The sequence below is a fragment of the Paenibacillus cellulosilyticus genome (assembly GCF_003182255.1).
GTDB classification, from domain to species: domain Bacteria; phylum Bacillota; class Bacilli; order Paenibacillales; family Paenibacillaceae; genus Paenibacillus_T; species Paenibacillus_T cellulosilyticus.
Genome location: NZ_QGTQ01000026.1, coordinates 1 through 25,014, shown reverse-complemented (window position 1 = coordinate 25,014; position 25,014 = coordinate 1). Strand labels below are relative to the sequence as shown.

Genomic DNA, 25,014 nt, shown 5'->3' with positions numbered 1-25,014 from the left:
TGAACGATGACGAGATGGCGACGGATGGAGTAAACGGGATTGATCCTATCGATCCATGACACGATAAAGCCGTCCATTCTTCTTTGTGCTTTCTCGATTGATCAGCTATCATATTATAAGTCCAGTCACGTCTATTTAATTGCCAGAATGAATGTTCGCAGCAGCACAACCCTGGAAAGGAGCATAAAGATATGACTTTAAAAGAGGTTTGCGATAGTATCGGTTTACCAGATGAAATGAAAAGAAGAGTGCTTGACATCGCAGGCAAATCAGATAATAAGGCCATAGAACCTTTTGTGGCGGACCTATATGATCCAACTGCTTGGGAAAAAGGAGTAAAAGTAATAGCAGAGCTTTTGGGTGAGGATCCTGATGGGAGCAAAATGCTTACTTTTATGCTTTGGCGTGCCGAAGAGGCACATAAAGAATACAAAAAAAGAGGAATCAGCGAGACCATATTTGTAGATACGATGAAGTTCTGTACCAGATTCATTGAGGAACACTACACGGTATATGGTACATATGCATTCACGTGGGGATGGTGGTTTCCAAGACAGATTTCACTTCACGAATTCCGAATCGGCGAACTTGAATATGAAATGATCGAAAAGGATGAAAAGAAGTTAATAAATATACATATACCCGCTGATGCGAATATGGGACAAGACCGTTTGCGAAAATCATATGAGGATGCCAGGGAATTTTTCGCTACGTACTTTCCGGAGTATGCTCAATCCGAAATGGTGTGCGATTCCTGGCTGCTTGCACCTATCCTTGCACAGCTGTTGCCGGAAAACTCAAATATTGTCCGCTTTCAGAAGGCCTTTGATTTGATACGAGTCGATGAAACGAACGACAGCTCGATCAGATGGGTTTATGGAAGAACCGATCTTCCGGTACAGGAACTTCCGGAAAGTACATCCTTGCAAAAAAAAATCAAAGCTATCCTGCTGGAAGGCAGCACCATCGGCGCAGCATACGGAAGATTGCAGGATGATCCCTGGAAGTCTAATCAATAAGCAAAACTTTAAAAATAAGAGATCGGCGAAGAAATATAATTTTCAAACAAAAACGGGACCCCGAAAGGTCCCGTTTTCCTTGTTATTACAAGGTTTTGGATGATGTGATTACATCATGCCGCCCATACCGCCCATGCCGCCCATGTCAGGCATTGCAGGTTTAGCAGGTTCTGGCTTATCAGCAACAACAGCCTCAGTCGTGAGGAACATAGCCGCTACGGAAGCAGCGTTCTGCAGTGCGGAACGCGTTACTTTCGCTGGGTCAACGATGCCCGCTTCGAACATGTTTACCCACTCGCCGGATGCTGCGTTGTAGCCTACGCCGATTTTCTCGTTCTTCAGACGCTCAACGATAACAGAGCCTTCTTGGCCTGCGTTCGCTGCGATCGTGCGAACTGGCTCCTCGAGGGAGCGAAGCACGATGTTAACGCCTGTTTTCTCGTCGCCATTAGCTGCTACTGCCGCTACAGCGTTGTATACGTTCACGAGTGCCGTGCCGCCGCCCGATACGATACCTTCCTCGACTGCTGCGCGAGTCGAGTTCAGTGCATCTTCAATGCGGAGCTTGCGCTCTTTGAGTTCTGTTTCTGTTGCTGCGCCGACTTTGATAACTGCTACGCCGCCAGCCAGTTTAGCCAGACGCTCTTGCAGCTTCTCGCGGTCGAAGTCGGAAGTTGTTTCTTCCAGCTGCGCGCGGATTTGGTTAACGCGAACGTCGATGTCGGATTTCTCGCCAGCGCCGTCAACGATGATCGTGTTTTCTTTCGTAACACGGATTTGACGAGCCGTACCGAGTTGGTCAACCGTCGTTTGCTTCAGCTCAAGGCCGAGCTCTTCCGTAATGACTTGGCCGCCCGTCAGAGCAGCGATGTCGCCCAGCATTGCTTTGCGACGGTCGCCGAAGCCTGGCGCTTTAACGCCAACGCAAGTGAACGTGCCGCGCAGACGGTTAACGAGCAGCGTAGCAAGCGCTTCGCCTTCGATGTCTTCTGCGATGATCAGCAGCGTTTTGCCGGATTGAACAACTTTCTCGAGAACTGGCAGGATCTCTTGAATGTTCGTGATTTTCTTATCTGTGATCAGGATGAATGGATTGTCGAGGACAGCTTCCATTTTGTCCGTGTCCGTGATCATGTAAGGCGACAGGTAGCCGCGGTCGAATTGCATACCTTCAACCACTTCCAGCTCCGTTGCGAAGCCTTTGGACTCTTCTACCGTGATAACGCCGTCGTTGCCGACTTTCTCCATTGCTTCTGCGATCAGTTGACCAACTTCGTCGTCAGCGGACGAGATTGCAGCAACTTGTGCGATCGATTGCTTGCCTTCGATTGGCTTCGCGATCTTCTGGAGTTCTTCAACTGCAGCGCGAACTGCTTTCTCGATGCCTTTGCGGATAACCATAGGGTTAGCGCCAGCCGTTACGTTCTTCAGACCTTCGCGGATCATCGCTTGCGCGAGAACCGTTGCCGTCGTCGTACCGTCACCAGCGACGTCGTTCGTTTTCGTTGCTACTTCTTTAACGAGCTGAGCACCCATGTTCTCGAATGCATCTTCGAGCTCGATTTCTTTTGCGATCGACACGCCGTCGTTCGTGATCAGCGGGCTGCCGAATTTTTTCTCCAATACAACGTTACGGCCTTTAGGACCGAGCGTTACTTTAACCGCGTTAGCCAGTGCGTCTACCCCGCGCAGCATTGCGCGGCGAGCGTCTTCGCCGAATTTGATATCTTTAGCCATCGTCAATGACCTCCTAGAATAAGTATTAGAATCATGGAGCACGCCGCTCCGTTATGTGTGCTTACCTTGTATGTGACTCAATCGCAGGGAATTAGCCCAGGATCGCGTGAATGTCGCTTTCCTTCATAATCAAATACTCTTTGCCTTCGTATTTGATTTCCGTACCCGCATATTTGGAGAACAGAACGCGATCGCCTACTTGAACTTCAAGCGCAATGCGAACGCCATCCTTAAGCGTGCCGCTGCCTACAGCAACGATTTGTCCTTCTTGCGGCTTCTCTTTCGCCGTATCCGGAAGCAGAATACCGCTTGCCGTAGTCTCTTCTTTCGCGATCGGCAGTACCAATACGCGCTCACCCAAAGGTTTGATCATGAAAAACAGCCTCCTTTAGAAAATGTTCCTTGTACATTATATTAGCACTCAAACGACTCAAGTGCTAACAACCATTTTTATAATACTCATTTTAGCGATACATTTCAAGTGCCCGGCCATCAATTTATCTGATTTTAACAATGTTTACAGCCTAGCTGTACATATGGCGATAGCCGGCTATTTGAGCTTATACTTGCCCGTGTTCACCAGCTTCGTCGTCACCTCAATTGATAAATCGCCCTTGCCTGGAAGCCACTCATTACTAGACGCGTGCTTCTTCCAGAACGCGGTATGGTAACGATACAGGTTCAGTTTCGTCTGGTACACATCTGCTCGCTGCAGCAACCCTGCTTCATACGTACGTTTGATCTCATCTTTGACCTTATCACTGACACTTTGTTCAATATCCTTGTCATTCTGTTGACCTTCGAGCTCTACTGCATGGATAAATAGCTTCACTCTGAGCTTGAAACTAGTCGAATTACTCTGAAGCCTGCTCGTTAAACGACTACTCACACGGTCTACTCCAACCGTCACAGGCTTATTGTTCACCCGAAGACTGAGCAGCTCCTTCTTGAAATCTGGTTGAACCCAGCGAAGGCCCACCATCTCCTCTTCCGTCAGGTAGCCAACCTTCTTCCGATTTACAAACAGGAAGCAACCCCGTGCGACATTCAAATTTAACGCTTTCTTGTCCGCTGCCCACTTTCCCCGTTCGGATGACAGATTGGTCAGCTCCGTCGTGTAAGCACGCTCATCCAGATCCTGTAGAAATAGCTGCATCGTAAGTGGTCGATGCATACTAGCCTGCTGATGCATCAGATCCGGTGTATACATAATGCTGACGAGAGGCGAATGGCTAAAGATCGCATCAGTAGCGAAAAAATCATGTAGATCATCTCGCGTGCCAAACAACCAAACGGTGTAACGAGAGGCCCGCTGGCGGTTCATCGCATCGAGAATTTCATCCATCTTTACCATCGCTCGTTCATGGATAACTAGCGATTTCAAATTATCCAAGCTCAACTGATATTGGCTTGACTTCGCTAGTTCCTCGAATGCATATAAAACCGTATCCCCAGTGCTATGTCCAATCCACTTCAACGGTCCAGAGAACTGTCCGCCTCCTTCCGTCTTCGCAACCGTGCTGAACCCGACCATTTCGCCATAAAGGATAAACTTCTCATCCTTATAGTCCACGCCAATTGCAGTGAGATAGCCGATATCCTGCAAATCGACCTTATCCCAGCAGCCCCCCAGCATAAGCGCAGCGAGCAGTGCCAGCACAAGCTTCATTCCTTGCTGTGCGTGTCGGCCTATCATCATTAGTACCTGTCCTTCCTCGGCTTATCCTGAACGGACCATGGAAGCTGCCCAAGAGCGCCAAGCACCTTCTTCCACTTGATCGGGGCAAGAGGCAGCAGATAAGGATGGCCAAACGATTCCAGCGAGCAGATGTAGACGAGGACGGCGAATAGACTGATAAAGAAGCCGAAGATACCCAGAACCGACGACAGCAGCAAAATAAACAGCCGTATCACACTGACCGATCCGTTCAGCGATTGATTCACGAGCGTAAAGGTTGCAACAGCTGTTACGGCGGCCGCTACCAACATCGTAGGTGAAGTCAGACCAGCACGAATCGCAGCGTCACCTACGATAAGCCCTCCAACGACGGAGACGGTCTGCCCGACTGGTCGTGGCAGCCGCACCCCTGCTTCTCGGAACAGCTCGAACATCGCCAGCATTAACGCCATCTCCAGCGGAGCAGACAGCGGCAGCCCCGTACGTGACAGTGTAATCGTTGCAAGCAGATTAAAAGGCAGCTGATCGGTATTGAATGCAGACAATGCCACCCAAAAGCCCGGAAAATAGAGGGCTAGCATAATACCAACGAAACGTAGAAGCCTTTCCAGCGTTACATAATAGTAAGGCAGGTGGATATCTTCCGGTGATTTGGTCTGCAGCGTTAAGGTACCCGGCGCAATAATCGCTGATGGCGAGCCATCGGCAATTACAGCAATACGATCACTCATCAGCGCCTGCACGACATAATCCGGCCGCCCTATATAATCGACTAACGGAAACAACGAGCGCGGTCGGTCGGACACCAGTTCCTCCAGCTGTGATGCGCCATACAGCGCCTCAATCTCAACGGCCTGAATCCGCCGCCTCATCTCATCGACCAAGCTCACAGGAGCCTTGCCTGACAGATAGAGCATAACAATCTCTGTCTTCGTTACGCTGCCAATTGAATAAAACTCGCAGTGCAGGTCAGGGGTGCGGAGTCGACCGCGTACAAGAGCGATATTGGTCTCCAGCTTCTCTACGAAACCATCGCGAGGCCCCCTGAGCGATACTTCCATCGTTGACTCTTCTGGTTGCCGGCCAGGCGGACTGGCAATATTCGCCTGGTACCAGTAGCCGTCGATGCAGGCGATGAGAATGCCGGATGCGAGCATTTTGAACGCGTGAGTTTCGGTGGCGTCATCATCGATTGGCATCAGCAGCGGAATATCCGATTTGCCATCCTGCGAATTCCAATGATCAAGCTCTTGGAGGATACTCCGATGTAGTGCCTGGCTATTGATCATCCCCATACAGTAAAACAGATGAGCAATGCTGCCGCCATTCCCCCCGATTGGAATCGTCAGTATCGATACGTCCCCACATGGCTTGACCATGCCCATCCATAGATCTAGGTTCAGATGCCCCCAGCGCTTCGAATCATCATGCCGACTATCCTTCGTGATTAACGGTTCCATGTGCCCCACCGCCTTCCTCTGCCTGACTTGGGTTCGTATGGTCCTGCCGATGCTGACGGTTACCCGATACCGCAATGACCCACAGCACTAGAGACAGAAGGATAATCGCTATACCTGACGTATGGAAATACATTTTGATTAACTCCTGATACATCACTTGCCTGTGCTCCACATAGCCTGCTACAACCCCAAGCACGCTCCCCAGTACAAGGATGACGATTACTTGCGCCTTTCGAGTACGGCACACGAGTGAAGTTATCAAATACATCGTCATCGATACACGAATGAACGCTCCTGACAGCCATTGAAAAATCGCGAAAAAATCCAGATGCTCGATGTAACGTCCAACCGTAACAAGACGCCATTGCGAGAATGCAGGATAACGCATTTTACTCGCTTCAGAAGGACCGAATTCAGCAATTGCCGCACTTGTTGGACCTAGCATTAGGATAGCTAGGACAGCGACGAGCAGGACAAGTCCCCATCTGCCAATCTGCCCCCTTAAATGCGGCTGTATCAGAATGATCATGAACACTTCCGCAAGCGTGCTGAGCGAATAGAAAGAACCGCTTATAATGGGCTGTATCCCATTCTCCGCGATTGGGAGCAGAAATTTGTAGTCTTTGTGCGGCAGATTAGCCGTCATAACGAATTCGCCAAGCACGACGACAATCGGCAGCAGGATACAGGATACGAAGGCGATCGTCCGTAGTCCGGCCAATGCAGCATAGGCACACAACGCCATGAAGAAAAACATAACAACTGCAGAAGGCGTTAACGGCGCATACGTTGAATTCGCAAACTCTACAGCATCCACGGTCGTATGGAAAGAGGTGAACACGAGCAGCAATAGGATCGGAGCCACGATAAGCCAATACAGAGCCCCTGATCCACGCGCTCGAAGCCAGTCCTGGAACGACTGGCCGTGCAGTGACCATACAATTCTACGAATCGGAAATATTGCCCATAGCATAATAAACGGTGTCGAAATGATCGGACACAGCCACGCGTCCCTTCCCGCCTCATCGAGCACAAGCGGCACAATAATGACGTGATTAACAATTCCAACCGATAGCATCATCATCATGATCATCGGCCAAACGCCAAATCTCTTCGTTGCCATCATTCCTGCTCTCACCTCCATCGCCAATATTTTCCCCGCGAGCCTTGCGATCATACATGAATTGTCGAATATTGGAACGACAAAAAAGCCGATCCGCAACGGCCCCTGCAGGGGGACTATTGCAAATCGACTTTGAAATTAGCTATTACTTAAGACTCGTTCACTGCACTTCCTGCATCAAAATCCCGCTCCCACGCAGCGTCTGCTGCCTGCTGCCTCTTATAGACCGACGAGGACAAGAAGATACTGATCTCGTACAAGATGAGCAGCGGAATCGCCACGGTTACGTCTGAGATGACGTCCGGCGGCGTAATGATCGTACCGATCAACACCATGACGAAGTAGGCGACCCGTCTCATCCGGCGCAGCCGAATCGGGTTAAGAATACGCAGCTTCGTTAGAAACATAATGACGAGCGGAAGCTCGAACAACAGTGAGATCGGAATGAGAATATTGAACAGAAACTGAATGTACTGCATAACGCCGTACGTCTCGATCAAGCCTAAGCTTCGCGATACCGACGTTGTAAACTCGAACGCCATCGGAGCGATAACGAAATAAGCGAAAGCAAGTCCGATTAGGAACATCATGAGTGCGAACGGGATATATTTCAACGTCGCCTTCTGCTCCTTCGGCGATAACGCCGGTTTCACGAACGCCCATAGCTGGTAAAAGCCGAATGGCAGCACAAGCACCAACGAAATGAGGAACGCGAATTTCATATACATGCCGATACCGTCCCACAGCGAGAACGTATGCAGATCAACGCCGTTCATCGGCCCATCGGTTATGACGAAATTGTACAGCGGCTTCGCATAATACAGCCCTATGCAGAGCCCGACGACAAGCACGAGAATTGTCCAAAAAAGCCGACGTCTCAGCTCGCCCAAATGCTCCAGCAGCGGCATCAGTCCGTCTTCGCGGATACGGCTTCTCATTTCCGCCGCCGACTGACCGGAAGATTGCCGTTGTTCGGCCATGTTGGCTCACTCCTTAACCTGGCACGCATATCTTGTCCACTCGACGGGTACGATACGCGCTTCTTATGTATACGATCTTAGGATTTTGAAAAAACCTCTATCGCGGCTAGTATAGGATGAGCGACCGCGTATAGAGGCAGGTTCCTGTGCGAGAAAAAACGGCTCCGACTATTCCGGGAGCCGTTTATCGTTGGCTTGAGCTTCTTCGACCTTGCTGATTTCCACACGTTCCTTCGCCTTGTTATCCTCGGTGTCGCTCATTACTTCGCGAGCGCCAGCTTTGAATTCACGCAGCGTGCGTCCGAATGCGCGGCCGAGCTCAGGCAGCTTGTTCGGTCCAAACAACAGAAGCGCGATAACAACGAGCAAAATGATGCCAGTCGGTCCGATACCGTTAAACATTACATTCACCTCTTCAATAGATGTTGTATGATGAAGCTGCTAAGAAGAAATCGTACACCTATGTACTAACAGCCATGTAATCCGCCATAACCCATCGTTACAATATCCTCTTGCGTGATGATATCGCCAGCCAATATACGTGGCAGCAGCACATCAAAAGAGGTATGTGGGTCATGCATAACACAACCCGGCAGTCCCATAATCGGGACGCCTTCCAAATACCCGATCAACAGCATCGAGCCCGGCAGCATAGGTGTGCCATAGCTTACGATTTGTGCACCGGCTTCCCGAATTGCGCCCGGTGTCCGATCATCCGGATCAACGGACATACCACCAGTCACTAGTATCATATCATAACCGTTGTCAAACAAGGAACGGATATGATTGACAATTGTTTGTCGATCGTCTGGGGTGAATCGCTGCTCTACAACCTCTGAGCCAAGCGCCTCCAGCTTCGCACGTACAACAGGACTGAACTTATCCTCGATTCGTCCGCTGTACACCTCGCTGCCTGTCGTCAACAACCCTACTCTCAATCGTTTGAGAGGCCGAACCTCGATAGGAGCGATGTCTGCATTCGCTAGACGATAGGCTTCGACCAGCCTCTCCGCCGCTTCGACCTTCTCCCTCGGCAGAACTAGCGGAATCGCTCGGGTCGCTGCGACTGGCTGTCCCTCCCGAACGAGCGTATGATGCCGGACAGTTGCCAGTGCAATATCCCCGATCCGATTGATCGATTCGACCAATGCTGGCGGAATAACTGCAAGTCCGGTCAATTGTGCCTTCAGCGTAACTTTGCCTTCATGCGGCTCCGACAGTGCGATCCCCTCGCCCTGCAGCGCTGCCGCTAGACGACGAGCCGCATCGTCCTCGTGCAAGTCATTATCGCCAATAGCAAGCGTATAAATATGTGCTTTGCCGATATCGAGCAGTCCTGGTATATCTGCTTCAGTAATAAGATGGCCCCGTTTGTATTTGCGCCCTTTGAATTGTCCGGGTACAATCTGTGTCAAATCATGCGCGAGCCGCATTCCGACCGCTTCTTCAACCGGGATCTCGCGCATCACTGTGGTTTGTCTGCCGTTTGCCTCATTATCGCTCATTGGCGTGTTCCCCAATTTGACCGGATACGATGCCAAGTGCATGCGGGAGCTGATCGATGACACTCATCAAGCTCTCTTGAACACCTTTCGGGCTGCCTGGCAAGTTGATAATGAGTGAGCGGTCGCGAATGACACTGACACCTCTACTGAGCATCGCTCTGCGCGTCCGACTCATTCCGTTCATGCGCATCACTTCCGAGATACCGGGCACAAGTCGATCCGCTACCTTCAACGTAGCTTCCGGCGTGACATCCCGCGGTCCAAGGCCAGTCCCGCCTGTTGTCAGCACGAGATCCGCCTTATAGTAGTCCGTCATCTCGATCAGCGCGGCCATAATCTCATCCTGCTCATCCGGCACGATACGGTAGTCGACGATTTCTCCACCGATCTCCTCTTCCACCAGCTCCCGAATGACCTGTGCGCTCGTATCCTCGCGCTCTCCCCTCGAGCCCTTATCACTTGCTGTCAGAATCGCCACTTTCCATTTCATGAACAATTCCTCCTGACATCAATTAAACGAATCGCTTGCTTCTTCATTCCGCCGGTAATCCCCGCTCTTCCCGCCGGTCTTCTCTATGAGCCGCGTCGGGCCAATTACCATATCTTTATCGATTGCTTTGCACATATCATACACGGTCAAGGCTGCAGCCGAAACAGCGGTCAACGCCTCCATCTCAACACCTGTTTTGCCGGTCGTTCTTACAGTCGCCTCAATGAACAGCTCATCGCTGCCGTTATCTTCGAAGGCGATGTTGACGCCCGTCAGCGCAATTGGATGACACATCGGAATCCAAGCCGATGTCTGCTTCGCTGCCATAATGCCTGCAACCTGCGCGACGCCAAGCACATCTCCTTTGCTGATGCGGCCTTCCTTAATCGTCTGCAGCGTCTCCTGCCGCATCGTAACAGCCGTCCGTGCGATTGCTGTCCGTTTCGTTACGTCCTTCTCCGAAATATCGACCATCCGTGCTCTGCCCTGCTCATCGAAATGCGTTAACGATTCCACCTTGATCTACTCCTTCGTCCGCTCCAATACACGTGCTGCTCTGTCACGACCGCATCCATGCGCGCATCATGACTATCCATCGGTACTGCTGAGACGAGCTGCGTCTCATAGCAGCAGCCTGCCCACAATGGCATGTCGCCCTCGCTTGACACAAGCTTGAGCAGACGGTCGTAATAACGATCGTAGAAGCCGGCTCCATAGCCCAGCCTTCCACCTTCCTGATCAAAGGCAAGTCCAGGAACGAAGACAGCATCTGGCACAAATGTTTCCTCGCACTTCACAGCGACAGCCGGATTCGGCTCCCGAATGCCGAATGCTCCAGGCATAAGCTCGTCCCAGCTGCGAATCCAGTAGGGCGTCATCGTGATGCCATCCGGCTCGCAACGCGGGGCTGCAACAGCAATCCCGCTCCGCCAACAGTGCTCAATGAGTGCAGTTGTATCCAGTTCTGACCGAAGTCCAACATACACCATGACGCTTGATGCACCGATTTCCACCAATAGATTCGATATCCGTTCACAAGCTGCTTGCGACCAGCTTATGCGCTGCACTGCTTCTATTGCTTCCCGGTTCCGCTTCATTGTAATCCGCAGTTCATGCTTCTCGCCGTTATTACGCTCCATCATGAATTAGCCCTTTCTACCAAATCTTGCAGCCATAATCGTTATTAGTTTACCATTGTTGCACAGCTTTCGCCAATGCGCAGGCTAGTTTCGCATTCGAGCATTCTCATGTCAAAAAACCTTTATCGATACCGCATTTAGAGGTAGGTTTTATCGAAATATAAGCTTATACAAGTTTTCAGCTTTTATATAGGCCTATTTTTCTCCAGAATGAAACACAATGCGCCGATAATAGACGGCGGCAGCCGTTTCACTTCGCTAATAAGAATTTGTTCTTTCCTAATTACACCGCAAACTTATAAATTCTTATGTGGTAAACTGTCGATAGACTCTATCCACCCAAACCGTCCCTGCTAGGGAAGGCCTCGGGGTTACGTATATTCGAATAAAGCAATAAGTGAGTTTTTCAACACTTATTGGTTGGCGAAGGTATAATTAAGGAATAGGTATGGATTTGCTGCACTATTCCTCACCGACTATTATTTCGACCCATGTTGTGAATTGGAGGTTATCATTCCATATGCTGCTTCAGGTTTCTGACTTATCCAAAAGCTACGGCGTAACGCCGATTCTATCCCGTATTACATTCCAAGTCCAAGAGCGCGAGCGGATTGGCCTTGTTGGTGTGAACGGTGCCGGCAAATCGACGCTGCTGCAAATAATTGCTGGCGAAATGTCCTACGACTCCGGCACGATCTATAAAGCGAAAGAAACACGCATCGGTTATCTCGCCCAGAACAGCGGCCTGCATTCAGATCGCACTATTATTGAAGAAATGCGCGAGGTATTCCGCGCTCTGCTCGATACGGAGCAAGAGCTTCGCCAGCTTGAGACTGCGATTGCTGATCCTGATCTGCACCGCGATGAGAAGCGCTACGAAGAGACGCTTGCCCGCTATGCAGAACGGTCGGACTGGTTCCGCAGCAATGGCGGCTTCGAGATGGATACACGGATCAAAAGCGTGCTTCACGGCATGGGCTTCAGCCATTTTGATCCGAACACCGTTATCTCCACGCTAAGCGGCGGACAACGAACGCGACTGGCACTTGCGCGCATGCTGCTGCAAGCTCCTGATCTGCTCATGCTTGACGAGCCGACCAACCACTTGGATATTGAAACGTTGACATGGCTCGAGTCGTACCTTCGCGGCTACAGCGGCTCCATTCTAATCGTCTCTCATGACCGCTACTTCCTGGATGCACTGGCAACAGGCATCGTCGAGATTGAACGGCATGCAGCGAAGCGTTACACCGGCAACTATAGCAGATACATTGATTTGAAAGCTGCTGAGTACGAATCACAGCTGAAGCAATACGAGAAGCAGCAGGATGAAATTGTGAAAATGGAGCAGTTCATCCAGCGTAACATCGTCCGCGCCTCCACGACGAAGCGTGCACAGAGCCGGCGCAAGGCGCTGGATAAAATGGATCGCCTCGACAAGCCGCTCGGCGATCTGAAGAAGGCGAACTTCTCTTTCGAGATTGATCGCCAGACCGGTAAGGACGTCCTTACCGCCGACTCGCTTTCTGTCTCGTTCGAGGGCGCTTCACAGCCACTGTTTAAAAATATTAGCTTCCGGCTTGAACGCGGAGAAACCGTTGCACTCGTCGGCCCGAACGGGATCGGGAAGTCGACGCTGCTCAAGGCACTAATCGATCGCCAGCCGCTCGCAGACGGCTCATTCCGCTGGGGCTCGAACGTGAAGCTTGGCTTCTACGATCAGGAGCAAGCAACGCTGACAGGCTCGAATACGGTACTCGAGGAAGTATGGAGCGCGTTCCCTCACTTAGAAGAAGCGCGCATTCGCACCGTACTCGGCAGCTTCCTGTTCAGCGGCGACGATGTGCAGAAGGTCGTATCTTCTCTGAGCGGCGGCGAGAAAGCACGCGTCGCATTGGCCAAACTGATGCTTGATCGCGCGAATGTGCTCATTCTTGACGAGCCAACCAACCACTTGGACTTGTTCAGCAAGGAAGTACTCGAATCCGCGTTGATCGACTATGACGGTACGTTGCTGTTCATCTCGCATGACCGTTATTTCCTGAACAAGATGGCGGAACGAATTGTCGAACTAACGCCTGACGGCTGCCGACATTTCCTGGGAAATTATGACGATATGATCGAAAAAAAACAGGAACTGGAAGAACTCGCAGCCCTCGCTGCTGCCGAAGCGTCATCCAGCGGCAAAGGCGCCAAGACACAGACAGCGGTCGCAGAAGCCGCTGCTCCAAGCTCCTCTTATGAAGCGGATAAGCAGGCTAAGCGGGATGAACGCACCCGCCAGCGTAAGCTGGAGCAGCTGGAAGCGTCGATCGCCGAGCTAGAGTCAGCAATCGAATCGCTGGAGACCGAACTGACCAAGCCGGAAGTGTTCAACGACTACGTGCGCGTTCAGGAAATTCAGGCTAGTATCGACGCGAAGCGTGCAGAACTGGCTAGTGTATACGAGCAGTGGGAAGCGTTGGTTGGGTAATGAAGGTGTGATGAGGAAGGACGGTTGAGCGGATGCTCAACCGTTTTTTGATGTGCGAGCGATCCGATCGCCTTAACCCGGCTTGAACGCCTCGCCGGCCCCGACTCCTGTAGGTGCAGAATTGCACCTACACCGAGCTTTGGCGCCGGCATTCGCTCCGGTAGGTGCAGAATTGCACCTACACCGAGCTTTGGCGCCGGCATCCGCTCCGGTAGGTGCAGAATTGCACCTACACCGAGCTTTGGCGCCGGATCCCGCTCCGGTAGGTGCAGAATTGCACCTACACACGAGCTCTTGCGCCGGTGCCCGCTCCCGTAGGTGCAGAATTGCACCTACACCGAGCTTTGAAGCCGGCATCTGCTCCGGTAGGTGCAGAATTGCACCTACAACGAGCTCTTGCGCCGGCTCCCGCTCCGGTAGGTGCAGAATTGCACCTACACCGAGCTCTTGCGCCAGCATCCGCTCCCGTAGGTGCAGAATTGCACCTACAACGAGCTCTTGCGCCGGTGCCCGCTCCCGTAGGTGCAGAATTGCACCTACACCGAGCTTTGGCGCCGGATCCCGCTCCCGTAGGTGCAGAATTGCACCTACACCGAGCTTTGGCGCCGACATCCGCTCCCGTAGGTGCAGAATTGCACCTACATCGAGCTTTGGCGCCGGATCCCGCTCCCGTAGGTGCAGAATTGCACCTACACCGAGCTTTGGCGCCGGTGCCCGCTCCCGTAGGTGCAGAATTGCACCTACGGGAGCGGGCACCAAGTCAAAAAGCAGCATAGGACTGAACGCTGCCGTTCAATCCTATGCTGCCTTTATAGCCTTTTCAAACTAGCCTAAAAACTTCATGATCATCGCAGCAACTTCTGCACGCGTCAGATTCGCTTTTGGTCTGATCGTATCGTCTGGATATCCGCCGAGCAGACCATTCGACGTCATTGCGAGGACTGCCTCTTGTGCCCAAGCGGCAATTGTGCCGCTGTCCGTGAATGTCAGCTGCTCACCACCAGCCAAAACAAGCTTGTCCTGCAGGGCACGATAAAGAATGACTACCGCTTCTTCACGGGTAATGTTCTGGCTCGGACGGAACGTGTGATCCGCAAAGCCTTGAACCCAACCCGCTTCAACCGCACTATTCACATATTTCGCATACCAAGCATCTGCCGCCACATCGTTGAACGACGAACTGCCTTGCGCGTCCGGCAGTGCCAGCAATCTAGCAACTACCGTGATGAATTCAGCGCGCGTGATGCTGTTATTCGGCTTGAACGTACCATCTTGGTAACCGTTCATGAAGCCATGTTCTGCAACCAGCATGATGACAGAAGATGCCCAGTGACCCGTGATATCGGAGAACGAAGGCTTCTCGGTCGTAGTACCTTCCGAACCACTGCCTTGCTCGCTGCCATTGTTGTTTGTGCCCTCTTCCGTGCTGCCATTACCTTCATTGTTGTTCTCGTTGTTGCTCTTACTGCTTCCGTTATCGTTCGTGCTGTTACCGCCATCACCTGGGACGATAGTGCCGCCGCCACCATTGCTATTGCCATTGCCAGGCGTGCTTGGTGCATTCACGCGAATCGTGATCGGCTGCGTATATACATCATAATGATCGGAGTCGATCGTTGCTGTATAGCGAAGCAGCGCATATGTTACGCCCACTTTGCTTGCCGTAATATGGTTCGCATCCGCCGTAACCGTACCGCTGTCGTCCAACAGAACAACAGTAGGCTCTACTGGCGTCAGCGTTTGGTCATAGCTGCGAACCGTCGCCTTCAGATCTTGGCTCTTACCAGTCTCAAGCGTATACTCTACCTTCTCCGGCTCAACCGCATAGACCCATTTGCTCGCCCAGTTCGAATAGTCCGTCGTGATCCCGAAGCCGCCTTGCAGGAAGATCGATTTGAAATCTGCATAATTGTTATAAGTCCAAGGTGAAACGATCAACCCACGAGCATGTGCTGCCTCTATGAACTTCGGACCAAGTCCGCTGTAGCTCGTGTTAAACGTGCTGTCATAGTACTGCGTTACCTTCAACGTCTCGCGCAGCGAGCTGTTTACTGCATTTTCATTTGCATAACCCGATGTCAGGAGACCAAGCGGCATATCCGGCATTTGCGCAGCAAGCCGTGCCAATTGGTTCGTATCGAAGGACATGACGTTAATGATGTCCTCGGCATGCTTCTCGCGTACCAGCGCAACGAAAGCATCCACCGCCGCAGGGGTAGCCGTCTTAATCTCTGCATAAACCATGGCGCCACGTTCTCTTGCCAGATCGATCTGCTCGTCGAGCGTCGCAATGCGCGCTTCCGGATAGTTCGTTCCCGCTACTTGCTTCATTTGGAACTTGCGCAGCTCTTCCAGCGTGTAGCTCTCAACCGAGCCCGTACCGTCCGTCGTCGTTGATTCCAATACAGAGTCATGAATGATAACAAGATGGCCGTCTTTGGACAGATAAATGTCGTTTTCGATAAAATCTGCACCTGCGTCCAGCGCAAGCTCATTACTAATAATCGTATTCTCTGGTGCAGCGGTCGGCAGACCACGGTGTCCGATCATATACGGCTTACGGACTAACGTCGTCTCGTTCGTATACACGTTCAGCGCACGGAACGCCTCGCTAACCGCGCTCGTCACGATCCCGTTCGAGCCTGCCGTAATGATACGGTGCAGATTTACATATTGCTCCTGCGCGTTCGTTGCTCCCGTTTCTTTCGTCCATACAACAATCGTACGCTCCTGCAGATAGGCTACATTAGCCTTCGATGTAGCCGCTTGCGGCAACATAACGATTTTCGCCTTGTTAAGCGTCGCCTGTGCACGAATGTTCATTAGGTCGTCGTTCGATGCGATTGAAGCTTTACTGTAATCGACAATGCCGCGAAGCATCATATGCGCCAGCCTTGCGCGCTTCACGAGCTCGGGCTTGTCCGACATCACGAATGCATCCTCAAGCTCGTTATGTTTCAAATAGCTAACCAGCGCATCAACAGCAGCTTCGGTCTCGACGTAAAAGGCTGGAATCATGCGCGAATCAATCGTTTCCAGCGCTTCATCCAATGTCATGATCGCTTGGCCGCCACTTGCTGCAACGACCTTCAGATCATCGTTCACATGAAGGATTACCGTTGCTGGCAGCGCGCTGCCCGTATAGCTCTCGAGCTGCTGCTTCGTTGCAATATCGGTCACAACCGATGGTGCGAGCGAGATACGCGTATCTGCTTGCGCAACATTGACATAACGATCACCTGGAAGCGGAGGCAGCTCGTCGAGCTGCAGCGTCACGCGAAGGTTGTCGACCTTCATCTTGCTGCCGTTGGCTTGCAAGCCGATGCCGCCCTTCGCATAAGCACCTGCATTAGCCGTATCAATCAGCAGCATGTCGTTGATCGATTCACGTACGCGGTTGCCATACGCCACGACCGTGTAATGGTACATTTTGTCCGCGTTGATGGCTTCACTGAACGAGCCTCTGTTCATCACGTTCCAAGCGTTCTCCGGCGTGCGTTCTGCGAATTCCACACCGTTGACGGCTGTCGCGTCTTTCCGAACCGCCATTTGATAATAAGGATAATTGTTGTTCTGAACGCGGTACATGATGGAATTCCATCGTGCTGTGTCATTCGATGCGGTGTTCGTCACGTCCGCTTCGATCTTGTAGTTGCCGAATTGGTTCAAGAAATCCGGAAGCAGCACGCGTGATGGGTTGTCCGGCGAAGCAAGCGCATCGATCTCGAACAGACCGGATTTGACAGCCGCTTTACTTGCCGTCGTTCCTTCAATCCGCTTCCAATCCGTCGGGAGCGCGCCGTCTGCCGTATTGTCGAAGTTATTCTCGTACAGCACATATTCTGCGTCTGCTGCATCCTTCGCAACGATTAACAGCGTAACCGAAGCGCCGTCCTTCTTCCCCGTAATCGTGTGAACGCCCCTCTGCTTCACAACAAGCTTGCCCTCTTCAACCGATACCGCTTCGTCTGTCGAAGTCCATGTCAGATCTGCGCCCGATACCGTACCTGTCGTGAAATCATTGAGCACTGCAGCAAAAGATAATGTCGCTGGATCGAGCGTCATGTTCGTCGTCGCCAGCGTATAACCCGTGTCATGTGTCAGTGACGTAACCGCTACAGGAGCAGTCGACGGCGTAACCGTCACTGTTTGCGACCATTCCGCATTCGCGAATACGGCTTTCATCGTGACCGTGCCTGGCTTAATCGCATATAGCTGACCGCCGCTTACTTTGGCAATCGACTCATCCGATGCGTACAGCTGAACGCGATTCATCGCGAGTTCCTCCGTAATGCCATCGGAGTAAACAACCGTACCTGTAAGCGGCACTGCTGCCGTCAAAGCTTCAACCGTTGCAGGCATGTTCAGCGCAAGCGAGTCGGCTGTAATCCGAGTGACCTTCAGATTGTCGAAGGAAACGGAGCTTTGGTCGGCTTGGAAGCCGATTTTGCCTCGCGACAATAGGTCGGCGGCGAAGCTTTTATCAACCAACAGCTTATAATCTGCTTCGTCCTTCGCTTTGATATATTCTTTGACATTGTTATCAAAAACACGAACCTTGAGCGTATAGTCCTGTCCGATCGTCAGCGCTGGAGAAGTTCCGGTGGCGATAACCGACCACGAATCATCCGGTTTGCGGTAAGCGACCTCATACGTACCATTTTGGCGAATCGCCATTTGGTTATAAGGCTTCTTGCCATCTGCCGCTCCGCGGAAAATAAGCGATGCCCACCTTGCCGAGTTCAGAACACTGTCAAAGCGCAGGTCTGCTTCAACGGAGTAGTTGTCCCATTGTACAGGCGCTGTGACACGGCTCTGTTTACCCGAAGCCGTACCAGAGAATGCCATTCGGCCATTGCCATTCCCATCCTTCACGATGCCGAACGGTGCGCTGCCGCTGTTCACATCGGAGATCCAGTTCGCTGGGATGGTGCCTGACTCATACGAATCGAAGTTTTCTTGCAGCAGTACCGGATTCACATTGCCCGATACGGGGTTGTCATCCACTAGCGTCAGCACGCCATAGCCTTGCGTATCGTTCCAGAACGAGCTCGATTGATAAGCGCTCCAAGCGCTATTGCCGATTGATGCAGCATCATCGCTGAAACGATCCGTCGCTACCGCCTCGAAGCCAAGCTGCTTTCGCTGTACGGGATTCATATCGAGCATCGTCCAAGGAACTGCAACCTCAAGCGACCAGCCATGATCCGTCGTCTGGATCGCGCGCAGGATGTTCTTCTCATCCTTAGCCGCATGGTTATTGAGCGCTGCGCCAAAATGGAACGTAGGCGTCGTCGTGCCTGGCGCATAGTTGAAGCCTGCTTGCATATCGCTGTTAATGTAAGGTGTCGATTGGTGCAGCGTTGGATCGAAGAATAGGCTTACGCTGTCCTGATCGAACCAACTGCCCGACGCACTCGAGATCAGTGCCGAGTCCGTCATGTCCATACCGATGTACAAGTACTGGTTGTCCCACAGCAGACCCAGCTTCGCTGGTGCCGTCAGCCCTTCACCTACCGGCACTTCTACGGCGTCCATTACCGACCAGAACGACTCATCAAACTTGCCGTCGATGACTGGAGCCGTCAATGTCTTGCGAACGTCCATCGTCTTCCGGGCTGCTTCTGTTAGCTCCGCTGCTACAGCATTAATCGCTTCTGGCTCCGCCTCCAGACCAGTCTCTATTGTTTCCTCAGAATCAGGTGTCGTTTCAGGTGCTGCCTCGGATTCGGGGGTTGTAGATGAATTTCCCTCGGAATCCACCTCCGCTTCCGGATCGGCTGCCGTATCTTCTGCTGCAGGTGTCGTCTCATTGCCCGCTTCCGGCGTCGTCGAATCCGATCCCGCCGCAGCATCTGTCGATCCTTCTGCTTCTGCAGCCGCCGCCTTCGCAGGCAGTGCTGCCGATTGTGCGACATTCCCGAGCATGACGACGAGTGCGATCATGCTCATCCACGCTGACCACTTCTTCTTCACCTTTACTCTCCCTCTCTCGTATCGGGTTACGAACAACGTAAAAACCCCTTCACGAAGCGATCAAGACAACGCCAAATAAGCGTTCCTGCGCATCATAAAGGGGTTTCTCATCGTCTCATACCCTAAATTTGATATTCGATTGTTTACTATCTACTTAATGCCTGCATGCATGAAGCTCTGTACGAACTGCCGCTGGAAGAAGAAGAATGCAGCGAGCAGCGGTAATATAACAAGCAGCGTTGCCGCGGTCACCGGCCCCCATTGCGCACCTGTCTCCGACGATTGCGCGAATATCGCGATGCCTACCGTCAGCGGCCGGTTCGCCACCGAATCCGTTACAATGAGCGGCCACATGAAGTTGCTCCAGTGCGTGCTGATGGAGATGAGCGCGAACGCCACATACGTTGGTCGTGCCGAAGGCAGATACACATGCCACAGCGTCTGCCACCATCTGCATCCGTCCACCTTAGAAGCCTCATCCAGCTCATACGGGATCTGCTTGAACATCTGGCGAAGCAAGAAGATGCCGAATGAGGTAGCCCAATACGGAATCATGATCGCCAGCTTCGTGTTGATCAGGTCCAGCTCTTTCATAATCGTATAGTTCGGAAAAATAAGAATTTCCGGCGGAATCATAATTTGAACGAGAAACAGAATGAACAGCGCCGATTTCCCGATAAACCGCAGTCTTGCGAAGGCGTATGCCGCCAGTGTCATCGTGACCAGCTGCGCAGCTAATATGCCTCCTACAATAATGATCGTATTGCGATAATAGATAGGAAACGGGATCGTCTTCCATGCTTCCACATAGTTTCCGAACGATAGCTTCACGACCGCGAACGGATTGACCCGGGTCAAGATTTCCTCCGACGGCGTAATGGACGTAATCGCTGCCCAGAGCAGCGGCACGAAGAATAAGACAGCCAGAACGACAGTTCCGATGCGATTCACAATACGGTGTGCAGCCATATGCGCGGCTCCTCTCTAGTAATGAATCCGCTTGTCTAATATTCCATAATAGAGAATGGAAACGACCAGCAGAATCGCGAGCAGAATGACCGTCAGCACAGAGGCAGTACCCATATCCCAGAAGCTGAACGCCGTCTCATAGATGTGGAACAGCAGCAGGTTGCTCGCATTGTTCGGTCCGCCCTTCGTCATGATGTAAATATGGTCGACCAGCTTGAACGAGTTCGTCGTCGCAATGACGAGCACGAACAGCGTCGTCGGCATGATGAGCGGGAACGTAATCGACGCGAACTTGCGCAGCGGCTTAACCCCATCGATCTCCGCAGCCTCGTACACTTCCTTCGGCAGCGACTGCAGCCCCGCCAGATAGAAAATCATGAAATAGCCGGCTTCCTTCCAAATGAGCATCCCCATCATCGAGACCAGCACCCATGACGGATCGCCAAGCCAATTGGGACCGTCGATGCCGAGCAGCCTAAGGAATTTGTCCAGCAGCCCGTAATCCGGCGTATAGATGAAGAGCCAGATGTTGGCGATCGCAATCATCGGGATAAGCGTCGGATAGAAGAAGGCGGCACGGATAAGGCTTGTACCCCGCAGCTTATTGTTCACCCAGATCGCCATATAGAGAGCGAGCAGAACACTAACCGGTACGGTTACGATTGCCAGCAGCAAATTGTTCCGAAGCACCTTCAGGAACACATCATCATGGAGTACCCGCTCATAGAGCTTGATGCCGACGTAATGTTTGATGCCCATCGCAGATTCATAGAAGCTCCAATCGACAACTTTTATAATCGGGTAGATCGTAAATGCTGCGAGAAATACGAGCGATGGAAGCAGCAGCATATAAGCTAGCATATTTTCCTTCCAACTGTATCCTCGCAATAGCTGCCTCATCCTTATCAATGCCGTCCCTCTTCTCTTTCGCTTATTAGAGGTTGTTCAAAAAGTCCGCTTTTGATCACGAAGCATCACAGGAAGTGTATTCGACATCGAATCTTGAATTCAGCAGAAACTTCCGGTTCTCACGTAGCACAACACTTACGCTCCGATCCTCATTCCCTGCTTCATCCAACCTTCTCGGTGCTGAAAACCGAACTTTTTGAACACGTACTATTACTTCTTAAACTGCTTCAGAATGTCATCAGCTTGCTGCTGCGATTTCTCAAGTGCATCCTCAGCCGAAATCGTACCAAGCAGCGCCGCTTGAATGTTATCGTTGAACAGCTTCGTAATCTGGCCGTTCTGGTGCGTCGACAGCTCGCTTGAAGCGTATTGCATTTGGTCACGCGCGACGGATGCTTGCGGGAACTGCTCCACATAATTTTTGAGCAAATCCGTTTCGTAAGCTGCCTTCGTCGTGCCTACATATCCCGTATCGATCGACCATTGCGCTACACGCTCTGGCGTCGTGAGGAACTCGATGAACTTGAGAGCGGCTGCTTTGTGGTCTTCTGGAATGTCTTTGAATACGTATAGGTTGCCTCCGCCCGTTGGCGAACCGAAGCTTCGGTTAGCTGGCAGGTATGCAACGCCGAAGTCGAACTTCGCGTCCGTTTTCACCTTCGTCAGGTTGCCCGTCGTATGGAACATCATCGCCGTCTTGCCGCTGATGAAGTCCGACGGTACCGTTGCCCATTCCAGGACGCCCTCTGGCATAACTTTGTCCTTGCGGCCGAGATCCGTGTAGAACTGCAGTGCTTCTTTCACTTCAGGCTTGTTGAAAAATACTTCCGTACCGTCGTTCGACACGATGTTCGTGCCCGTCTGGAGCGACAGCGCTTGAAGCATCCAATATTGATAGCCCGTGCTCGGAATTTCGAGACCCCATTGACTTACAGCGCCTTTGCTGTCTTTGACCGTTAGCGCCGCAGCATCCTTACGCAGCTCATCCCAAGTCGTTGGTGCTTTCTCCGGGTCGAGGCCCGCTGCTTTGAACATATCTTTGTTGTAATAAAGAACGATCGTACTGCGTTGGAACGGTACGCTCCATACTTGGTCGCCCGACTTCGTGTTGCCCATGAACGCTTCATAGAAGCCGTCAAAATACGTTTGCGGGAACTTCGGCGTCAGCTCTTCGAGTGCGTTCATATCGAGCAGGCTGTACAGCTCCGTGGACAGCAGCACAGCGAGGTCTGGTGAATTGCCGCCTTGCACAGCCGTAACAACCTTCGTCATCGTATCTTGGTAGTTGCCTGCATACGTTGGCGTAACCGTGATGTTTGGATTCTCTTTATTGAAATCGGCTGCAAGCTTGTCAATCAGACCCGTAATCGGTCCGCCCACGGCTACAGGGAAGTAGAAGTTAAGATTTACCGGCTTGTCCGATGCAGCCGTTGTCTGATCGGCCGCAGTATCCTTTTGCTCAGATTGCGTATTCGTAGTGTCCTGCGTCGTCGACGTCTCCGTCGGCTTCGTGCTGTCACTGATGCTGCTGTCATCCTTGCTGCCACAAGCGGTCAGAGCGAAAGTTAGGGCAACAAGCAGAATACTGAGCTTCTTCATTGTGATTCTCTCCTCCTAATAGTGGACCTCTTATATTTGTTCCTTCACCTGAGATGAAGGCTGAAGCCTAGCTTCTTCGGCGATAGCGCCGATTGACGCCCAGACATAGTCGGGCTCAATGCCCGTCCGAGCAATCGATTCCTCAGAATCCGCGCCGGACAATACAAGTGCGGTATACATCCCCGTCGAATTGCCGAGCTCAACATCGGTTTCCAATCGGTCACCGACCATTAAGCATTCCTCTGGCCTGCAGTCTAGTTGATTCAGCACATAGGAGGCGTAGTAACGGGATGGCTTGCCGATAATGTCATGCGTCTGCAGCATGCTCGCGGTCTCGATTGCACGAACGAGCGCCCATGTATCGGGAATAACGCCTGTATCGAGTGGACAGAACGGATCGGGATTGGCAGCGATGAGCAGCGCTCCGCTCCGAACCGCATTCATCCCTACGGTCAACTTCTCAAAGTCGAAGCTGCGGTCGAGTCCGACCAGTACATGGGTGGCAAGCGTGGGGTCAACGGTCGTATCGACCTCACTTAACCTCATTTCTTCTGTCATCGCCTCGCTGCCGATGAGCAGCACTTTCGCACCTGGTGCGTAATGGCGGAAGTACATGCCTGCAACCGATAATGCCGTCACAATCTCATCTCGCTCGCATTCGATTCCTAGCTGGATCAGCTTGTCCCGTACTTCCTCGCGCGTATATACGGTCGTGTTCGTTGCGAACATTATTTTTTTGTCTCGATCGCGCAATGTTTGAATGGTATCTACTGCCCCGGGCAATGCCTTTCCCCCGACATAGATCGTCCCATCGAGATCGAATAGATAGCTTGTGAAATCGAATATGGGCCTCACCTGCGACTCTCTCCTTCCAAACAAAATAACCCTTGTCGAAGAAATGGAATACGCAAGAAGACCGGCTAGCTACGGTCATTTCTTCTGTATCCCATTACCGAACAAGGGTTTGTCTCCTGGTCTCAAACCGAATGAGCAGTAACCGAAATAGGTTATTGGAACTTACAATTGAAGTATAGTTGGCATTCGTCAACGGAAAATCAATTCCATCTGGTGTTATTGTAAATTTGCAGCTTCATGTCGATTTATTGGACTCGCGTCTTGCTCGTCATCGCATGCCGCCACATGAAGGGGTCACCACTTGAGATAAAATCTGCTCCACTGGCTAATGCGGCAACAATCTCTTCCTCGTGACGAATCAGACCGCCAACGATCAGCGGCTGCTTGATCATGCCCTTCACTTCCTGCGTGACGCGCGGCATCAAGCCCGGCATCAGCTCGACTTCGTCGGGGTTGGTATTGTTAATCATACGAACAGCGGTGTGGATCGCTGCCGTATCGATTGCGAATATACGTTGGATCGTCCGCAGATTGGACTGCTTCGCCGCTGTTATAATGTTGGATTTCGTCGTAATGATGCCGTCGGCTTGGAACTTGTCCCTCAGGTACGCCACCGTATGCGCATCTCTGCCAAGACCAGCGATCATCTCAATATGAACATAGACCTGCTTGCCCCAGTCATGCAGCTTCGTAATATAAGACTCCAGATTGCCAATATGACCCGTCATCAGGTTCACACGTTCCACATCACTTTCAAGGACATGTGCGAACTGCTCCTCCTTCGTAACGGAAGCAATGATCGGATAAGATTTCACAGCATTCACCTGCCTAAACGTATTTGCTATTAGTCTAGTGATGAAATGTTCGTACAATATTAACGGAGGAAGGACAGGAGTAGATACTGGGGAGAGCGGGGGACATTTATTGGATAGAGGCGGATTATCGCTCCTATCACGCCCGATCGGCGCACGACAGTTGGTTAGAGGCGGTTTTTCGCTCTTATGCTGTGGAGTTGTCAAAAAAAGTGCAGTTTGAAAACACACTCATACAGAAACCCCGTTACTAAGCTGCCTGTGACAGCATTCTTTCGCGATAAATAGCA

20 protein-coding genes are annotated in these 25,014 nt (G+C 51.8%); 2 read left to right on the top strand and 18 right to left on the bottom strand.

What is annotated here, in order from left to right:
- Positions 1–191: 191 nt before the first annotated feature.
- Positions 192–1,019, top strand: a complete 828-nt coding sequence (locus DFQ01_RS23640; protein ID WP_110046377.1) for an acyltransferase domain-containing protein — start codon at positions 192–194, stop codon at positions 1,017–1,019.
- Positions 1,020–1,127: 108 nt separating this feature from the next.
- Here the strand turns inward: DFQ01_RS23640 and groL are convergent, their stop codons facing one another.
- The 11 genes from groL to DFQ01_RS23585 form a co-directional block, all read right to left on the bottom strand.
- Positions 1,128–2,756: a chaperonin GroEL gene (gene groL, locus DFQ01_RS23635; protein WP_110046376.1), complete on the bottom strand. Its 1,629-nt coding sequence runs from the start codon at positions 2,754–2,756 to the stop codon at positions 1,128–1,130.
- A 91-nt stretch (positions 2,757–2,847) separates the two neighbouring features.
- Entirely contained in the window at positions 2,848–3,129 is a 282-nt protein-coding gene (gene groES / locus DFQ01_RS23630; RefSeq protein WP_110046375.1) for a co-chaperone GroES, read from the bottom strand.
- Between the two features lie 177 nt (positions 3,130–3,306).
- Positions 3,307–4,455 carry a Ger(x)C family spore germination protein gene (locus DFQ01_RS23625; RefSeq protein ID WP_110046374.1) on the bottom strand — a complete coding sequence of 383 codons (1,149 nt, stop codon included), beginning with the start codon at positions 4,453–4,455 and terminating at the stop codon, positions 3,307–3,309.
- Positions 4,455–5,894 carry a spore germination protein gene (locus DFQ01_RS23620; RefSeq protein ID WP_245946847.1) on the bottom strand — a complete coding sequence of 480 codons (1,440 nt, stop codon included), beginning with the start codon at positions 5,892–5,894 and terminating at the stop codon, positions 4,455–4,457. The genes DFQ01_RS23625 and DFQ01_RS23620 overlap by 1 nt, the downstream gene beginning before the upstream one ends.
- Positions 5,869–7,020, bottom strand: coding sequence for a GerAB/ArcD/ProY family transporter (locus DFQ01_RS23615; protein ID WP_174812827.1), 1,152 nt, complete (start codon positions 7,018–7,020; stop codon positions 5,869–5,871). Before DFQ01_RS23615 ends, DFQ01_RS23620 begins: the two co-directional genes overlap by 26 nt.
- Before the next feature lie 146 nt (positions 7,021–7,166).
- Entirely contained in the window at positions 7,167–7,997 is an 831-nt protein-coding gene (tatC, locus tag DFQ01_RS23610; RefSeq protein ID WP_110046372.1) for a twin-arginine translocase subunit TatC, read from the bottom strand.
- 168 nt (positions 7,998–8,165) lie between these two features.
- Positions 8,166–8,399, bottom strand: a complete 234-nt coding sequence (locus DFQ01_RS23605) for a twin-arginine translocase TatA/TatE family subunit (protein WP_110046371.1) — start codon at positions 8,397–8,399, stop codon at positions 8,166–8,168.
- A gap of 65 nt (positions 8,400–8,464) precedes the next feature.
- Positions 8,465–9,502, bottom strand: coding sequence for a molybdopterin-binding protein (locus DFQ01_RS23600; protein WP_110046370.1), 1,038 nt, complete (start codon positions 9,500–9,502; stop codon positions 8,465–8,467).
- Positions 9,492–9,992: a MogA/MoaB family molybdenum cofactor biosynthesis protein gene (locus DFQ01_RS23595; RefSeq protein WP_110046369.1), complete on the bottom strand. Its 501-nt coding sequence runs from the start codon at positions 9,990–9,992 to the stop codon at positions 9,492–9,494. The genes DFQ01_RS23600 and DFQ01_RS23595 overlap by 11 nt, the downstream gene beginning before the upstream one ends.
- Positions 9,993–10,010: 18 nt before the next feature.
- Complete coding sequence (gene moaC / locus DFQ01_RS23590) at positions 10,011–10,466, bottom strand: cyclic pyranopterin monophosphate synthase MoaC (RefSeq protein ID WP_281272036.1); 456 nt, start codon at positions 10,464–10,466, stop codon at positions 10,011–10,013.
- A gap of 29 nt (positions 10,467–10,495) precedes the next feature.
- Positions 10,496–11,134 carry a 5-formyltetrahydrofolate cyclo-ligase gene (locus tag DFQ01_RS23585; RefSeq protein ID WP_110046367.1) on the bottom strand — a complete coding sequence of 213 codons (639 nt, stop codon included), beginning with the start codon at positions 11,132–11,134 and terminating at the stop codon, positions 10,496–10,498.
- A gap of 517 nt (positions 11,135–11,651) precedes the next feature.
- On the opposite strand from DFQ01_RS23585, the gene DFQ01_RS23580 reads away from it, so the two are divergent.
- A complete protein-coding gene (locus DFQ01_RS23580; protein WP_110046366.1) occupies positions 11,652–13,604 on the top strand; it encodes an ABC-F family ATP-binding cassette domain-containing protein in 1,953 nt (650 codons plus the stop codon).
- Between the two features lie 72 nt (positions 13,605–13,676).
- Here DFQ01_RS23580 and DFQ01_RS23575 read toward each other — a convergent pair whose 3' ends face one another.
- The 7 genes from DFQ01_RS23575 to DFQ01_RS23545 all read right to left on the bottom strand — a co-directional run bounded on the left by DFQ01_RS23575 (position 13,677) and on the right by DFQ01_RS23545 (position 24,727).
- Positions 13,677–14,378 carry a hypothetical protein gene (locus DFQ01_RS23575; RefSeq protein WP_110046365.1) on the bottom strand — a complete coding sequence of 234 codons (702 nt, stop codon included), beginning with the start codon at positions 14,376–14,378 and terminating at the stop codon, positions 13,677–13,679.
- 51 nt (positions 14,379–14,429) lie between these two features.
- Positions 14,430–19,580, bottom strand: a complete 5,151-nt coding sequence (locus DFQ01_RS23570) for an S-layer homology domain-containing protein (protein WP_146216919.1) — start codon at positions 19,578–19,580, stop codon at positions 14,430–14,432.
- A 150-nt stretch (positions 19,581–19,730) separates the two neighbouring features.
- Positions 19,731–20,549, bottom strand: coding sequence for a carbohydrate ABC transporter permease (locus DFQ01_RS23565; RefSeq protein ID WP_110046363.1), 819 nt, complete (start codon positions 20,547–20,549; stop codon positions 19,731–19,733).
- A 15-nt stretch (positions 20,550–20,564) separates the two neighbouring features.
- A complete protein-coding gene (locus DFQ01_RS23560; RefSeq protein WP_425452434.1) occupies positions 20,565–21,410 on the bottom strand; it encodes a carbohydrate ABC transporter permease in 846 nt (281 codons plus the stop codon).
- Between the two features lie 258 nt (positions 21,411–21,668).
- Positions 21,669–23,057 (bottom strand): ABC transporter substrate-binding protein, encoded by a 1,389-nt coding sequence (locus tag DFQ01_RS23555; protein ID WP_110046361.1) that lies wholly within the window; start codon positions 23,055–23,057, stop codon positions 21,669–21,671.
- Positions 23,058–23,087: 30 nt separating this feature from the next.
- Positions 23,088–23,912 carry an HAD-IIA family hydrolase gene (locus tag DFQ01_RS23550; protein WP_245946846.1) on the bottom strand — a complete coding sequence of 275 codons (825 nt, stop codon included), beginning with the start codon at positions 23,910–23,912 and terminating at the stop codon, positions 23,088–23,090.
- A gap of 245 nt (positions 23,913–24,157) precedes the next feature.
- On the bottom strand, positions 24,158–24,727 hold the full coding sequence (locus DFQ01_RS23545) for a glycerol-3-phosphate responsive antiterminator (RefSeq protein WP_110046359.1): 570 nt from the start codon (positions 24,725–24,727) through the stop codon (positions 24,158–24,160).
- Positions 24,728–25,014 lie beyond the last annotated feature (287 nt).

What these genes read in the sequence shown, in the direction of transcription:
- DFQ01_RS23640 (WP_110046377.1), top strand. Translation starts at nt 192, where the DNA reads ATGACTTTAAAAGAGGTTTGCGATAGTATCGGTTTACCAGATGAAATG.
- groL (WP_110046376.1), bottom strand. Translation starts at nt 2,756, where the DNA reads ATGGCTAAAGATATCAAATTCGGCGAAGACGCTCGCCGCGCAATGCTG.
- groES (WP_110046375.1), bottom strand. Translation starts at nt 3,129, where the DNA reads ATGATCAAACCTTTGGGTGAGCGCGTATTGGTACTGCCGATCGCGAAA.
- DFQ01_RS23625 (WP_110046374.1), bottom strand. Translation starts at nt 4,455, where the DNA reads ATGATGATAGGCCGACACGCACAGCAAGGAATGAAGCTTGTGCTGGCA.
- DFQ01_RS23620 (WP_245946847.1), bottom strand. Translation starts at nt 5,894, where the DNA reads ATGGAACCGTTAATCACGAAGGATAGTCGGCATGATGATTCGAAGCGC.
- DFQ01_RS23615 (WP_174812827.1), bottom strand. Translation starts at nt 7,020, where the DNA reads ATGATGGCAACGAAGAGATTTGGCGTTTGGCCGATGATCATGATGATG.
- tatC (WP_110046372.1), bottom strand. Translation starts at nt 7,997, where the DNA reads ATGGCCGAACAACGGCAATCTTCCGGTCAGTCGGCGGCGGAAATGAGA.
- DFQ01_RS23605 (WP_110046371.1), bottom strand. Translation starts at nt 8,399, where the DNA reads ATGTTTAACGGTATCGGACCGACTGGCATCATTTTGCTCGTTGTTATC.
- DFQ01_RS23600 (WP_110046370.1), bottom strand. Translation starts at nt 9,502, where the DNA reads ATGAGCGATAATGAGGCAAACGGCAGACAAACCACAGTGATGCGCGAG.
- DFQ01_RS23595 (WP_110046369.1), bottom strand. Translation starts at nt 9,992, where the DNA reads ATGAAATGGAAAGTGGCGATTCTGACAGCAAGTGATAAGGGCTCGAGG.
- moaC (WP_281272036.1), bottom strand. Translation starts at nt 10,466, where the DNA reads ATGGTCGATATTTCGGAGAAGGACGTAACGAAACGGACAGCAATCGCA.
- DFQ01_RS23585 (WP_110046367.1), bottom strand. Translation starts at nt 11,134, where the DNA reads ATGATGGAGCGTAATAACGGCGAGAAGCATGAACTGCGGATTACAATG.
- DFQ01_RS23580 (WP_110046366.1), top strand. Translation starts at nt 11,652, where the DNA reads ATGCTGCTTCAGGTTTCTGACTTATCCAAAAGCTACGGCGTAACGCCG.
- DFQ01_RS23575 (WP_110046365.1), bottom strand. Translation starts at nt 14,378, where the DNA reads ATGCTGCTTTTTGACTTGGTGCCCGCTCCCGTAGGTGCAATTCTGCAC.
- DFQ01_RS23565 (WP_110046363.1), bottom strand. Translation starts at nt 20,549, where the DNA reads ATGGCTGCACACCGTATTGTGAATCGCATCGGAACTGTCGTTCTGGCT.
- DFQ01_RS23560 (WP_425452434.1), bottom strand. Translation starts at nt 21,410, where the DNA reads ATGCTAGCTTATATGCTGCTGCTTCCATCGCTCGTATTTCTCGCAGCA.
- DFQ01_RS23555 (WP_110046361.1), bottom strand. Translation starts at nt 23,057, where the DNA reads ATGAAGAAGCTCAGTATTCTGCTTGTTGCCCTAACTTTCGCTCTGACC.